This window comes from Bradyrhizobium glycinis, assembly GCF_016031655.1.
GTDB lineage: Bacteria > Pseudomonadota > Alphaproteobacteria > Rhizobiales > Xanthobacteraceae > Bradyrhizobium > Bradyrhizobium glycinis.
On sequence record NZ_JACCHQ010000001.1, the window covers coordinates 232,400 to 245,878 of the forward strand.

The 13,479-nt window shown below is 63.8% G+C and carries 11 protein-coding genes and 1 pseudogene; 6 read left to right on the forward strand and 6 right to left on the reverse strand.

What is annotated here, in order from left to right; all coding sequences use genetic code 11:
* The first annotated feature begins 1 nt into the window (after position 1).
* The 4 genes from HZZ16_RS01065 to HZZ16_RS01080 all read left to right on the forward strand — a co-directional run bounded on the left by HZZ16_RS01065 (position 2) and on the right by HZZ16_RS01080 (position 5,455).
* On the forward strand, positions 2-1,015 hold the full coding sequence (locus tag HZZ16_RS01065) for an ABC transporter ATP-binding protein (protein ID WP_197946613.1): 1,014 nt from the start codon (positions 2-4) through the stop codon (positions 1,013-1,015).
* Positions 1,012-2,016: an ABC transporter ATP-binding protein gene (locus HZZ16_RS01070; RefSeq protein WP_197946615.1), complete on the forward strand. Its 1,005-nt coding sequence runs from the start codon at positions 1,012-1,014 to the stop codon at positions 2,014-2,016. The genes HZZ16_RS01065 and HZZ16_RS01070 overlap by 4 nt, the downstream gene beginning before the upstream one ends.
* A gap of 56 nt (positions 2,017-2,072) precedes the next feature.
* Positions 2,073-3,566: an ABC transporter substrate-binding protein gene (locus tag HZZ16_RS01075; RefSeq protein WP_197946617.1), complete on the forward strand. Its 1,494-nt coding sequence runs from the start codon at positions 2,073-2,075 to the stop codon at positions 3,564-3,566.
* 230 nt (positions 3,567-3,796) lie between these two features.
* Positions 3,797-5,455 (forward strand): amidase family protein, encoded by a 1,659-nt coding sequence (locus HZZ16_RS01080; RefSeq protein WP_197946618.1) that lies wholly within the window; start codon positions 3,797-3,799, stop codon positions 5,453-5,455.
* A gap of 180 nt (positions 5,456-5,635) precedes the next feature.
* Here the strand turns inward: HZZ16_RS01080 and HZZ16_RS01085 are convergent, their stop codons facing one another.
* The gene (locus HZZ16_RS01085; protein WP_197946619.1) at positions 5,636-6,343 is read right to left on the reverse strand and encodes a P-loop NTPase family protein; all 708 of its coding nucleotides are present in this window, start codon (positions 6,341-6,343) and stop codon (positions 5,636-5,638) included.
* A 194-nt stretch (positions 6,344-6,537) separates the two neighbouring features.
* Here HZZ16_RS01085 and HZZ16_RS01090 point away from each other — a divergent pair, with 194 nt between their 5' ends.
* A complete protein-coding gene (locus HZZ16_RS01090; protein ID WP_197946620.1) occupies positions 6,538-6,978 on the forward strand; it encodes a GNAT family N-acetyltransferase in 441 nt (146 codons plus the stop codon).
* A 143-nt stretch (positions 6,979-7,121) separates the two neighbouring features.
* Here HZZ16_RS01090 and HZZ16_RS01095 read toward each other — a convergent pair whose 3' ends face one another.
* The 3 genes and pseudogenes from HZZ16_RS01095 to HZZ16_RS01105 all read right to left on the reverse strand — a co-directional run bounded on the left by HZZ16_RS01095 (position 7,122) and on the right by HZZ16_RS01105 (position 10,647).
* Positions 7,122-8,666 (reverse strand): serine hydrolase domain-containing protein, encoded by a 1,545-nt coding sequence (locus HZZ16_RS01095; protein WP_197946621.1) that lies wholly within the window; start codon positions 8,664-8,666, stop codon positions 7,122-7,124.
* 202 nt (positions 8,667-8,868) lie between these two features.
* Positions 8,869-9,570, reverse strand: a pseudogene (locus HZZ16_RS01100) (substrate binding domain-containing protein); the annotation flags it as partial.
* Between the two features lie 117 nt (positions 9,571-9,687).
* Positions 9,688-10,647, reverse strand: coding sequence for an arginase family protein (locus HZZ16_RS01105; protein ID WP_246509908.1), 960 nt, complete (start codon positions 10,645-10,647; stop codon positions 9,688-9,690).
* A gap of 178 nt (positions 10,648-10,825) precedes the next feature.
* Between HZZ16_RS01105 and HZZ16_RS01110 the strand changes: the two genes are divergently transcribed.
* Complete coding sequence (locus HZZ16_RS01110; protein WP_197946622.1) at positions 10,826-11,800, forward strand: magnesium transporter CorA family protein; 975 nt, start codon at positions 10,826-10,828, stop codon at positions 11,798-11,800.
* A gap of 40 nt (positions 11,801-11,840) precedes the next feature.
* Here HZZ16_RS01110 and HZZ16_RS01115 read toward each other — a convergent pair whose 3' ends face one another.
* Both HZZ16_RS01115 and HZZ16_RS01120 read right to left on the reverse strand, forming a co-directional pair.
* Positions 11,841-12,467, reverse strand: a complete 627-nt coding sequence (locus HZZ16_RS01115) for an alpha/beta hydrolase (RefSeq protein ID WP_197946623.1) — start codon at positions 12,465-12,467, stop codon at positions 11,841-11,843.
* Positions 12,464-13,402 carry a ring-cleaving dioxygenase gene (locus HZZ16_RS01120; protein ID WP_197946624.1) on the reverse strand — a complete coding sequence of 313 codons (939 nt, stop codon included), beginning with the start codon at positions 13,400-13,402 and terminating at the stop codon, positions 12,464-12,466. The genes HZZ16_RS01115 and HZZ16_RS01120 overlap by 4 nt, the downstream gene beginning before the upstream one ends.
* Between the last annotated feature and the right edge of the window lie 77 nt (positions 13,403-13,479).

Consider the following 13,479-nt stretch of genomic DNA (forward strand, 5'->3'; position numbering starts at 1 on the left):
GATGGCCGAGCGCTCCGACACGCCGCTGATCGAGGTCGAAAATCTCGGCGTTCGCCTCAACACCAGCCGTGGGCCGGCGCAGGCCGTGCGCGGTGTCAGCTTTGCGCTGAAGCGCGGCGAGACGCTCGGGCTCGTCGGCGAGTCCGGCTGCGGCAAGTCGGTCACGGCGTTGTCGTTGATGGGGCTGCTGCCGGACAGTGCCGTCGTCACCGGCAGCATCAAGCTGGATGCCGACGAGCTCGTCGGACTTGCGGATGCCGACTATTGCCGCCTGCGCGGCAACCGCATCAGCATGATCTTCCAGGAGCCGATGACCGCGCTCAACCCGATGCACACGATCGGCAACCAGGTCGCCGAGCCGCTGCGGCGTCACAAGAATTATTCGGCGGCGCAGGCGCGCAAAGAAGCAATCGCCTTGCTCGATCGCGTCGGGCTGCCCGATCCGGCACGGCGCGTCGATGCCTATCCGCATCAGTTCTCCGGCGGCCAGCGCCAGCGCATCACCATCGCGATGGCGCTCGCCTGCGAGCCGGACCTGTTGATCGCGGACGAGCCGACCACCGCGCTCGACGTCACCATCCAGGGCCAGATCCTCGACCTCATCGCCGACCTCGTCGAGGAGCGCGGCATGTCGATGATCCTGATCTCGCACGATCTCGGCGTCATCGCCGAGAACGTGCAGCGCATGATGGTGATGTATGGCGGCACCGTGGTCGAAAGCGGCCCGACCGGCGAGGTCTTCCGTCGCATGGGCCATCCCTACACCCAGGGCCTGTTCCGTGCCCGGCCGAAGCTCGGCGCGCGCAAGGGGACGCGGCTGAAGACGATCTCGGGCACGGTGCCGGAGCTCGCCGACCTGCCGTCCGGCTGCACCTTTTCAGATCGCTGTCCGCTGGTGATCGACCAGTGCCGTGCCGCGCTGCCGCCGATGGTGGATGTCGGCCCCGGCCATTTTGCGCGCTGCATCCGAACGGACGTGTCGATGGCCGAACGCGTCGGAGCGCTGACCGCATGAGCACCGCCCCGCTTCTCGACGTCAGGGATCTCGAACAGCGCTACACGCTGCCGCGCGAGAGCCTATTCCGTCCGCCGGGGCAGGTGCGCGCGCTCAACGGTGTCAGTGTGCAGGTCCGGGCCGGCAAGAGCCTCGGCATCGTCGGCGAGTCCGGCTCCGGCAAGTCCACCTTCGCGCGCGTCGTGATGGCGCTGGAGCGGCCGACCGCAGGACACGTCGCGCTGCTCGGGCGCGATCTCAACCGCTTGCCGGCCGATGAGCTGCGTCGCGCCCGGCGCGATTTCCAGATGGTGTTCCAGGACCCCTATGGCTCGCTCGATCCACGCCAGACCATCGCCCGGATCGTCGCCGAGCCGCTGACCGTGCTGGAGGGTGCGGACCGCACCACGTTCCGCGACCGCGTCGCCGCGGTGCTGCGCCAGGTCGGCTTGCGCGATGCGGACATGGAAAAATATCCGCACGAGTTCTCCGGCGGCCAGCGCCAGCGCATCGCGATTGCGCGTGCGCTGATCACGCAGCCGAAGCTCATCGTTGCCGACGAGCCGGTCTCGGCGCTCGACGTCTCCGTGCAGGCCCAGGTGCTGAACCTGATGCAGGATCTCCAGGAGCAGTTCGGCCTGAGCTACATCCTGATCAGCCACGACCTCGCCGTGGTCGACTATCTCTGCGACGAGGTCGCGGTGATGTATCTCGGCCGCATCGTCGAGCAGGGACGGCCAGAGGATCTGTTCGAGCGCGGCGCCCATCCCTATACGCGGGCGCTGCTGGATGCGGTGCCGCGGGCCCGCGCCGGTGGTGGCCGGCGGCGGCGCGGGGCCCAGGCGATCGCCTCGCAATCGGCGGCGGCGGCCGGATGCCCCTATGCATCACGCTGCGCCCTTGCCGACCAGCATTGCCGCGAGGTTTCGCCCGAGTTACGCAAGGTGGGCGAGGGGCACCTTGCCGCCTGCCACAAGGCCGAGGCCGTCATGGCGTTGCCGCAGGCGGCCATGGAAGGTTAGTGTTCGGGACAGGATTGGCGTAAAGCTGGAAACAGGATTGGCCGGGGAGTTCGCGCATGTTCAGGAAACTATCGATCGTCGCATTTGCCGCTGCGCTCGTCGCGGCGCCTTTGCCGGTGCTGGCGCAGAGCAAGAAGGACAGCGTGGTCATGGGGATGACGCTGGAGCCGCCGGGCCTCGACCCCACTAACGCCGCCGCCGCCGCGATCGCCGAGGTCACGCTCTACAACATCTATGAGACGCTGACCAAGATCAATGAGGACGGCTCCACCTCGCCGCTGCTGGCCGAGAGCTGGACCGCTTCGCCCGATCTGAAGACCTATACGTTCAAGCTGCGCAAGGGCGTCAAATTCCACAATGGCGAAGCGTTCGATTCCGCTGCGGTGAAGTTCTCGTTCGAGCGCAACGCGGCACCGACCAGCACCAACAAGGACAAGAGCCTGTACCAGGCCTTCGAGAAGGTCGAGACGCCCGACGCCGACACCGTCGTGATCACCGTGAAATATTCCGAGCCGAACCTGCCGTTCCTGCTCGGACAGGCGGGCGGCTCGATCGTCGAGCCGAAGAGCGCGGCCACCAATGTCACGCAGCCGGTCGGGACCGGACCTTATCAGTTAGGGGCCTGGGCCAAGGGCTCCTCGATCACGCTGAACAAATGGGCCGACTACCGCAACGCCGCTGCGATCAAGCTGTCCAAGGTGACGATCCGCTTCATCTCCGATCCGGCCGCGCAAGCCGCGGCGCTGCTCTCGAACGACGTCGACGCGTTCCCGCGTATCGCGACCCGCGTGGTTGCTCAGTTCAAGAGCGACCCGCGGTTCACGGTGCTGATCGGCGGCTCCAGGGCCAAGACCATCGTGGCCATCAACCATCGCAAGAAGCCGCTCGACGACGTCCGCGTTCGCCGCGCCATCCTCGCCGCGATCGACCGCAAGGCATTGATCGACGGCGCCGTCGAGGGGTTCGGCACGCCGATCGGCAGCTTCTACACACCGGGATCACTCGGTTATGTCGACACCACCGGCATCAACCCCTACGACCCTGAGAAAGCCAAGAAGCTGCTGACTGAAGCCGGCGTTACCACGCCGCTGGAATTGTCATTGAAGCTGCCGCCACCGCCCTATGCGCGGCAGGGCGGTGAGATTGTCGCGGCCCAGCTCGCCAAGGTCGGCATCATCGCCAAAATCGAGAACGTCGAATGGGCGCAGTGGCTGTCGCAGGTGTTCGCCGGCAACGGCCCGCACAATTTCGATCTCACCATCGTCAGCCATGTCGAGCCGTTCGACCTCGTCAAGCTCACCGAGTCGGACTATTACATCGGGTACAACAACGAGGCGTTCAACGCGCTCTACAAGCAGATTGTCTCGACACCGGACGAAGCCGGCCGCGCCAAGCTGCTCGGCGACGCCCAGCGCATGCTGGCGACCGATGCAGTCTCGGCCTACCTATTCCAGCCGCAATGGCCGACTGTCATCAACAAGAAGCTGAAGGGCGTCTGGAAGGAAGTCCCTCAATTCGAGAACGACTTCTCCACGTGGTATTGGGAGTAGGCGGCGTCCGTTGCTGTGCCCTCTCCACGCGTTGGGGAGGGCAGCGCCAAAACAAAAACCTGAAAAACAACCCCATGCACAGTAGCCGGGGTTAGTCATTTCAATGGCTTGCGCGTTGCGCCGTGCGTGGTCGACGCGATGGGTCCGACGTTGACCCGTCGGGCAAAACACTGGCATGATGGCATCGTCGCGGTCTCGTGGTCGGGGACGCGTCGCAAGGCGAGGCAGCCGTGAAGAAGCCATCCCGCCGCGATGCCGGCATTGCCGCGGCGGCCGTCAGCGCCGAGGCGCCGATCTCCCCAAAGCTCGATCATGCAAGGCTCGATCATGCGTCACTGAGCGATATCGCTCATGCTTTGGCCAATGGGCGTGTCACTGCCACGGCGCTGGTCAAAGCCTATCTCGCGCGCATTGAAGCCTACGACCGCGACGGGCCCAAGCTCAACGCGGTACGCGCGCTCAATCCCGACGCGCTCGCGATCGCGGGCAAGCTCGATAGCGTCAAGCCGTCGGCCAAACGGCCACTGGCCGGCATCCCGATCATGGTGAAGGACAATATCGCGACCGGCGACGCTCAGCCGACCACGGCAGGCGCGCTGGCGCTGGAAGGCGCGCGCGCACGGGACTATGCCACGCTCGTCAAGCTGCTGCGCGAGGCCGGCGCGGTGATCCTCGGCAAGGCCAACCTGACCGAGTTTTCCAACATGCTCGCAATCGACATGTCCCACGGCTTTTCGTCGCTGGGCGGCCAGGTCAAGAACCCCTATGCACCCGCGCTGATGGACGATCACGGCATCCCCATTGTGCCCCCGGGCGGCTCGAGCGCGGGTTCAGCGGTCGCGGTGGCGGCAGGCCTGTGTGCGGCCTCGATCGGCACGGAGACCTCGGGCTCGCTGCTGTTTCCCGCCAGCCAGAACGGCCTCGTCACCGTCAAGCCGACTGTCGGGCTGATCAGCCGTGCCGGCATCGTGCCGATCGCGCACAGCCAGGACACCGCGGGACCGATGACGCGAACGGTGCGCGACGCGGCGCTGCTGCTCAACGTGCTCGCTGCGAAGGACCCGCTCGATCCGGCGACGCAGAAGCAGCGGCGGCCGGCCGATTACACCGAAGGCCTCGCGCGCGATGCGATGAACGGCGCGCGCATCGGCGTGCCGAGCGACCCTGCTGATCCGCTGAACGATTGCTATTACGGCAAGTTGCCGCCAAGGTCGACCAAGCTGATGGCCGAAGCGATGCAGGTGCTGGAGGATCTCGGCGCCGTCATCGTGCGTGCCAGCATGCCGACAGCAGGCTGGATCGGCGGGCCGGGCACGACCATGGCCGTGCTCAACCGCAACCCGTTGAGCCGCCACAAGGGCACGATCGCACGACCGCCGGTTGTTTTCCTGTACGAGCTGAAGCACGACCTCAATCTGTATCTGGAGGAGTGGGCGACCAACACGGACATCAAGACCATGACCGACATCGTCGCCTTCAACGAAGCGAATGCGGACAGGGCGCTGCGTTTCGGCCAGGACCACTTTCTCGCCGCGGGGATGACCAGGGGCGATCTCAGCGAGCGTGAATACAAATCCGCGCGCGCCATGGATCTACTCTCCGCCAAGACGCGCGGCATGGATGCCTATATGAACCAGCACAAGCTCGACGCCGTGCTGTTCCCTGGCGCTATGGGTGCGTCGATCGCGGCCAAGGCAGGTTATCCAAGCGTCATGGTGCCTGGAGGATTCGTTTCGGGGACAGACGACGGCAAGGACACGCCTGACTATCCACTCGGAATCACCTTCGCAGGCCGCGCCTGGAGCGAGCACAAGCTGCTCCGCCTGGCCTACGCATATGAGCAGGCCTCCGCCAAGCGCAAGCCGCCGCCCGGCTTGCCGGCGCTTTAGAGCAGTGTGCGTGCGCCGGTCTGTGCCGATGGCATGTGCTGACAAATGCGCTGTCTGTTCTCTACAGCGGACGCGCCGTTCTGGCCTGGGAAGGGCGCTTTGCGACCCGGAGCAGACCAGCGCCGCCTGTCGCCACTCGCTCAGCACGCAAGCACCTTCTCTGGCTCAGTCATAGAGCGATCAAGAATTGCTGCCCCCGTCGCTGGCCGGGTTCACCAAGACGGAAACTATGGTCTCTTCATACTTCGCCCATTCCATTCCGGAGTTCTCGATGCTGATCTTCGGGATGTCGAGCTCCGCGTAGAGACCGTCGGTAAGCCGCCGGTAATCACGATAGAGCTCGATGAGTCCCCCAAGACCGGCGTAGCCATGCCTAACGGCGTACGGCGACGTCAGCTTCCAATTGACCTGATATGTCACCCATGAGTCCCCCCGCTCAGCGGAAATCCTTCTAATCGCTCGGTCAACGTCGTCTTGATGAAAGTAGATCAGCAAAGGATGTAGCGGCTTGATAGTGGCTACCACCTCACGAAGGTAGCTGCGGATCAGGGCGATGTCGGCATCAAGCAGAAACAGCGACGTTAAATTCCCATGGAAAAGCTGTCCGTCGACAACCGTGATGCTCGCCGACGTCGCGGCAGAATTGGCGTAGGCACTCCAACGCGCAGCGGCTGACTTCGCCAGATGCGTTGCCGGCATGTCCTCCCATGGCACGTCCCAATCAAAGCGGATCGGATGTGGGCTGGTGCCCTCGGTAATGCCGAGGGCGGACACACCGGAAGCCTTCAACCGATCAGCAATTCGCCGTACGGTCGTCGACTTGCCGGACCCCATGATCCCTTCGACGATCACAATTTTGGACCATATGTTGCAAAAGAGCCGGGTCATGCAAAGCCAATGATGACCTGTCTCATGCGCCACTACCAGCGAAAGTTCTTCTGCTTATGGCCCATCGCTTCCGTTAGCCCGTTGGGGCGAGATGTCCGGGGTCGGGGCAAAGCGGAAGCGCCCCACCGCCGCTCAAAAGGGCGCTGTTGACCCAAAGCTGACTTTGGAGGCAAGCAAGTGCTACGGTGCCGAACATGGACAGAAGCATCCAGCTAAATGCTGCGACCGCAGCGCACTACCAGTTTGCGCTCGAACTGTATCTATCGACAATGCGGCCTTACACCCAAGAACTCATGGTGTGGGATGAAGCCAAGCAACGGGCTAGTTTTGCCACACTGTGGAAGTTGTCAGAGGTCAGGATCGTCGCGGTCGATGGCAGGGAGGTCGGCTGGCTTCAAGTTCAAGAGAGCCACACAGACGTCCATCTACTTCAATTCTTCATTGCGCCGGATCAGCAAGGTAGTGGCATCGGCACAGAGGTCCTGCGAGGCCTATTGCCGGCTTGGAGAGCGACGGCCAAGCCGGTTCTTCTGACAGTTCTCAAAAGCAATCCCGCAAGGCGACTCTACGAAAGGTTGGGGTTTTCGGTGATCGGCGACAGCGGCGTGAAGTACGAGATGAGGCTAAACACCTGATTTCCGCTTTTGGCCCATCTGCGAAATTGCGCTCGGGCGACGGAGGTCCGCTCGCTGCGTCAGAGCGGACGAGATTTGCTCGGCTTGGGTTCTTCGCATTCTGACCCGGAGCTGACGTACGTGGTGGGCCGCTTCAATCAATGTTAGTTCACTGGTTCGCCACGCAGCTCGATTTCGTATCCATCCGTGTTTCTGAATCGAAGATTAAGCTGATCGCCCTCGAAGCGAAAGGTCCAGTACACCATTTCGCCGTTGCCCAAAAAGCGGCGCTCGAGCGCGAAGGTCTGACTGTCCTGCCAGTTCCCCCTGTTGGCGACTACGGCATAGTTGGTGCGCTTGGTGCGCGTACGGCCATCGAGCCCGACAGGCTCCGGCAGGAAGATATCCCGGTCAGGCGAATTCTCGGGATAAACCGTAAGCTCGAACGTAGGATTTTCGCCTGCCAGCTTCAGACCGACCGCCCTGATGCGCAATTTATTATCGGCAAAGCGCCAGGTCTTGCTGGACAGCCTGTCCACCAGTTCCGAGGCCGTACCAAGGGGCGCCGCCTTTTCGGTCGCCGCTTTGAGCAGAGATGCCTTTAGAGCCGCCTCGCCTTCGGGGTCGGGCGCCAGCGGTCGATCCGACCGGACCGCACCAAGGATGCGCTCGATCAGCGCAGACACGGGGTAGCGCTTCTCGTTGTCAGGCACGACGCCGGTCAGGACGGCGATGACATCGAGTCTCGGGAACACGACTATCGCCTGGCCGTGCCGCCCCAACGCCATGAACACATCTCTTTCCGGAATCGACCACCACAAATTTGCGTACTTGCCGAAATTGGTCACAAGCTTGCCGCTCCTCGCCCGGTCAACCCAGGCGGACGGGATGATCCGCTTTCCATCCCACAGGCCGTCGCGCAGGTAGAGATAGCCGAGCTTCGCCATGTCATGAGGGGTCAGTCGCATTCCGGCCTCACCGGTCACGATGCCTTGCTTATCGATGGGCGCCCAGCGGACATCGGTAATGCCGAGCGGGGCGAACAATTCCTTTCTGGCGTAGTCAAGCGCGTTCTGCCCGGTCAATTTGTTGACCAGCGCAGAGAGGAGATACGTATCGCCGCCCTTGTAATAGAACTTTTCTCCTGGTGGATCGGACATCGGCTGGTCGAGCACGAACCCGGTCGGGTCCGGGCTCGCGTACATCCTGGCAAGGGATTCGTCCGGTGTGTAAACCCGCTCCACCCAATCGATGCCAGAGGCCATGTCGAGAAGGTTTTGAACCGAGATTGCCTTCTTGCGGTCATCGAGATTGGCAATGATCCTGTCCGGGAAGAAATCGAGCACCGGACGGTCGACACTCTCCAGTTTTCCTTGCTGCACCAGGACGCCGATCACGGTACTCAAGAAGCTTTTGGTCACCGAGCGCAGGTCATGCCTGATTCCGGCGACGTAGGGCGCGAAATAGGCGTCGGCAACGATCTTGCCATTCCGGACAATCAGCACGCTGTCCTGCTTGTAGGTGCCGACATCGTCGATCAAGCGGGCGACCGCGCGCGAGTCCATCCCCTGTTCTTCCGGCGTCGAGACTTCCCACATGTTTGTGGGCCAGACCGACGCCTGGCTCTCTTGTGTTTCCGCCCTCGTTGCGCATGCATGTATGGCGACAACAGCCAGGAATGCCCCAATCGTCGCGCTCTTGCACTTCATAATCCGGTCCCCCAGCCACCGCAACCCGGAGTGTACGCGGAGTACACAGCACAATCAACTGTGCGCAAGTACATGACGGCAGCAATTGGCCCTGAGCCGAACAATGCTGAGGCTATGGCAATGTTGGCCCTCAGGGGTAGACCGGACGCGGAGCCGTGCTTACCTCGACTACCGCCTGTGATCCTTTCCAGACGTCGAACACTCAACGGAGCGAGCCAGTTTCCGTGGTTGCCGAAGGGGCGAGATCAGCGTTTCGAAAGCGATCAGTGGGCGCAAAGACGTCCGCACGTTCGATGATCAGATCGCGGAACAGTCGCGCCCGGTGTGACATCCATTGCGGATCGGGATAGACGACATGCATGGGCAGCGGCGGCACGACGAAGTCGGGCAGCACATGGACGAGACGGCCGGCCGCGATGTGCTCCACGGTGCACCAGTTGGGCAGCACCGCGACGCCTATCCCCTCCAATGCGGCCAGCGTCATCACGTCCGCATCGTCGCAGGTCATCGCCGGCGCGATGTCCACGACGTAACGGCCGGTTTCGAACATCCACTGATTCTTCTGCGACAGGCGTGAGTAGGTGACGCAGGGCATGCGGCGCAGGTGATCCGGCAGCGAACGGACCTGATGACGCGCAAGCAGCCCGGGCGCCGCCACCAGCAGGCGCTTAATGGTGCCCACCCGCCGCGCCACCAACGAACTCGAATTGAGGCTCCCGATCCGTATCGGAAGATCGGTCCCAGTTTCGATCAGGTCGACAAACTGTTCGGTGAAACTGACGTCCAGCCGGACATCAGGATAGCGGCGGGTGTATTCGGCGAAGATCTCACGGAAGAAGAAGCGGCCGATCGGCGTCGGCACCGTCATGCGCAACGTCCCTGACGGATTGCCGACCCGGGCAGGCCGCCGCCGCGATTCATATGCGACAGCCCTCCTCCTGTAGGGGCGAGAGAGAGGTTTTGGCCCCGAACACGGCGTGGGGCCAGCCGTCGTGACTGCGCTTAGCGGAAGCTCTAGCAGCTATGCGGCCCGCCCCCCAACACAACCCAGCGCATTGCAGATGATCCGCGCGATCGCAATCGCTCCGAGGTTCTGCACGTCGCGTTCGGGAACATATTCGACGATGTCCAGGCCGATTATTCTCGACTTTGCCGCGACGCCTCGTATGAGATCGACCACGTCGAAATAGGATAGGCCGCCGGGCTGTGGGACGAGCACGCCCGGGACGACCGATGGATCGAGACCGTCGCAATCGATGGTCATCAGGCACTCGCCGTCATCAACGATCGCGTCGAGCACGCTTGCGATGCCGTAACGCTGGACATGTCTTGCCGTGAAGATCTTGGCGCCCCACGCCTTTGCATCGTCGAATTCGGCACGACCGGAGCCGCCGATGCCGCGCAAGCCGACCTGCACGATGCGCTTGACCCAGGGCAGTTCGCTGGCGCGCCGCATCGTGCTGGAGAAGGTATAGCCCGACCCGTGGCGCTGATCACGCCAATCAAGATGGGCGTCGATCTGCAGGATGGTCAGTCCCTTGCTTTCCTGGAACGCCTTGAAGAACGGGATCGGGACGGAGTCGTCGCCGCCCAGGAGGATCGGAACGGCGCCAACCGAAAGGACGGCTTGCGTGGCGGCTCTGATCGCATCACGGTTGCTCTCCGGCGTCATTGGGTCGGTCGGCACGTTTCCACCGTCCAAGACCCTCGTTTTGCTCGGATCGAGCAACTCGGCGTCCTGGTCAAAATCCCAACGGGTGAGGTCGCTCTCATAGTGACGCAGCGCGCGACGGATGGCGTCCGGCGCTTGAGAGGCATGGCTGGTCTGACCGGCAACGTACGGGGTGGCATCCGACGCGCCGAACAGGATCGCGTCGGCCGCCGGCAGTGCGGCGGTCAAGTCGCAGGCCTCAACACCCAGGAAAGTCGTCATGTCGGGATGCACTACGCGTATCCATGGATCACCCGCGCGTCCGTTCAACGTGCATCGCTCGACCGTGTTCCGATGGGTATCTCCGAGCTCCCCGGAAGCATCGGTGAAGAGGGCGTGAATACAGCTGTCACTTGGAGGTCTTGAACGTTTGGAACTCTCATGCGTTAGTCGGCGGGTGAGAGACATGCGCCATCCGGCATGACGAGGCGGCCACGGAGTTCGGTTCTTGCTCAGACTTTACAGGTGGCCGTCCGACGACTGGCACGGCATCGGCGCAGAGATGCCCTCGGAGATCATCTGGGCCGATCTCCTCGACGGCACCGACGAGGAAAAGCAGTTCGTGGAACGGCTGCTCGGCATCCGCATTCCCACCGAAGACTCGCTCAGCGAGATTGAGGCGTCGAGCCGCCTGATCTTCGACCGCGGCACGCTCTATCTCAGTTCGCCCGCGGTGCGGGTCACCGAGGCCAACGAAGCCGAGATCACGCCCGTAGGCTTCGTCATCGGTCCGCACGTGCTGGTGACGGTGCGCTTTGCAGAGCTGCCGATCTTCGACGAGACCGGCAAGCGCGTCGGCTCCGATGACAGCCTGGAGAACGGCATGTGCGTGTTCGTCAGCCTGCTCGAGGCCATGATCGATCGCGGTGCCGATGTCCTGGAGCATCTCGGCAGCAAGGTCGATCAGCTTTCGCGGGGGGTCTTCAAGGGTGGCCTGGTGCGCACCCAGCGCCCGGTGCGCTCCAGCCGCAGGATGCGGGAGGCCCTGGAGAATCTCGGCGAGCTGGCCGACCGGCTCGCCAAGGCGCGCGATGTCCTGCTCGGGGTGGGCCGCGTTGCCGCGTTTGCCGGCGACGTCGGCAGCGAGTGGATCACGGCGTCGTCGAAGAAGCGCCTGGAGGCCGTGTCCAAGGACGTCGTCTCGCTCAGCGATTACGAGACGCGATTGTCGGACAAGATCCAGCTGCTGCTCGATGCCGTGCTCGGCTTCATCAACATCCAGCAGAACGAGCTGTTCAAGATCCTGACGATCGTGTCGGTCGTCGGCGTGCCGCCGACCATCATGGTCGGTATCTGGGGCATGAACTTCAAGCACATGCCCGAATTGGATTGGACCTTCGGCTATCCGCTGGCCTGGCTCGCGATCATCGCGAGCGGCCTGCTGCCGCTGATCTGGTTCAAGCGGCGCGGCTGGTTCGAGTGATGGCAGCGGCGCATTGTTTAAACGATGCGCCGCTGCTCGATCATGCGGCCCGGGCGTCGGCCTCGCTGATCCAGTCGCGAGCGAGCGTCACGTCGGCCTGCGACAATTGATGGCCTGCCGGCAGCACCTTATGGGTGACGCTCGCACCTGCTTGCCACAGCAACGCTGCGAGTCGTGCCGAATTGCTCGCCGGCACGATCGGGTCGGCCTGGCCGGAGAGCAGCAGCACCGACTTGCCGCCGAGCGCAGCCTCGGGCGGATCCGACAACGGCACCATAGCGCGCAGCAGGATCGCGCCGGCAAGCACGTCCGGCTGCAGCAGCAACAGTGCCGCCGCGATGTTGGCGCCGTTGGAGAACCCGACCGCGATCGGCGCGGCAATGCCGTAGCGCTGCCGCGCTTCCGCGACGAAGTCGCCGAGCTCGTGCGCGCGGCGGGCAACGTCCTCCTCGTCGAACACGCCTTCGGCCAGACGGCGGAAGAAGCGCGGCATGCCGTGCTCGAGCACGCGGCCACGCGGCGAGAGCAGGGCCGAGCCGGGCGAGATCATCTTGCCGAGCCCAAGCAGGTCGTTCTCGTCGCCGCCGGTGCCGTGCAGCAGCAGCAGCGGAGGGGAGCCCGCGTTGCCTGCGGGCTCGAAGCGATGGATGAATGCGGTCTCGGTCATGACGCGGTCTCTTCCAGCTTCGGCAGAACGCCCTCGATCTGCGTGCGGTGCGGTTCGAGGAAAGCAGGCAGCTTCAGGTCGCGGCCGAGGCTCGCCACGGGCTCGTCAACGGCGAAGCCGGGGATGTCGGTCGCGATCTCGAACAGCACGCCCCCGGGCTCGCGGAAGTAGATCGAGCGGAAGTAGTTGCGGTCGCGCTGCTCGGTCGGGTGCAGGCCGTGATTGCTCACGAGCTTCTGCGCCATCTGGCCCTGCTCGGCATCGTCGGCCGCGCGGAAGGCGATGTGATGCACCGAGCCGCCGCCCTGGTGCCCGCGCAAGAATCCCTTGGCCTCGTAGATGTCGACGACGCTGCCTTCGGCGTCGCCAGGCGCCTTGAAGCGGATCACCGAGCCCTCGCGCCCGGTCTCCTTGAAGCCGAACACGTCGGTGAGGACGGCCGCCGTCTTCGCCGCGCTGTCGAGCAGCAGGGTGACGCCGTGGAAGCCGCGGATCGCGTGCTCGGCCGGCACGTCGCCATTGCTCCAGCCCGGCTCGTTCTCGGCACCGGGGACGCCGACCAATGCCAGCGCCATGCCGTCAGGATCGGTGAACGGCAGCACGGACTCGCCAAAACGCTTCTCCAGCGCCTCGTACGCGATGCCCTTCTCGGTGAAGCGCTGGGTCCAATAGCCGAGCGAGCGCTGCGGCACGCGGAAGGCGGTCTGGTGGGTCTCGCCGACGCCGCGGCGCCCGGCCGAGACGCCAGCCCGGGGAAAGAAGGTCAGGATGGTGCCGGGGCGGCCGGTCTCATCGCCATAGTAGAAATGGTAGGTGCCGGGATCGTCGAAATTGACCGTCTTCTTGACGAAGCGCAGGCCGAGATCCCGCGTGTAGAAGCCGAAATTGCGGATGGGATCGCCGGCGATCGCGGTGACATGGTGCAGTCCAGACATGGTCGTCCTCCAGGATTCGGGGAGCGGTCTTGCTCTGGCCGGAAATATCGTTCCGCTTTGGATTGGAGACAATCCAT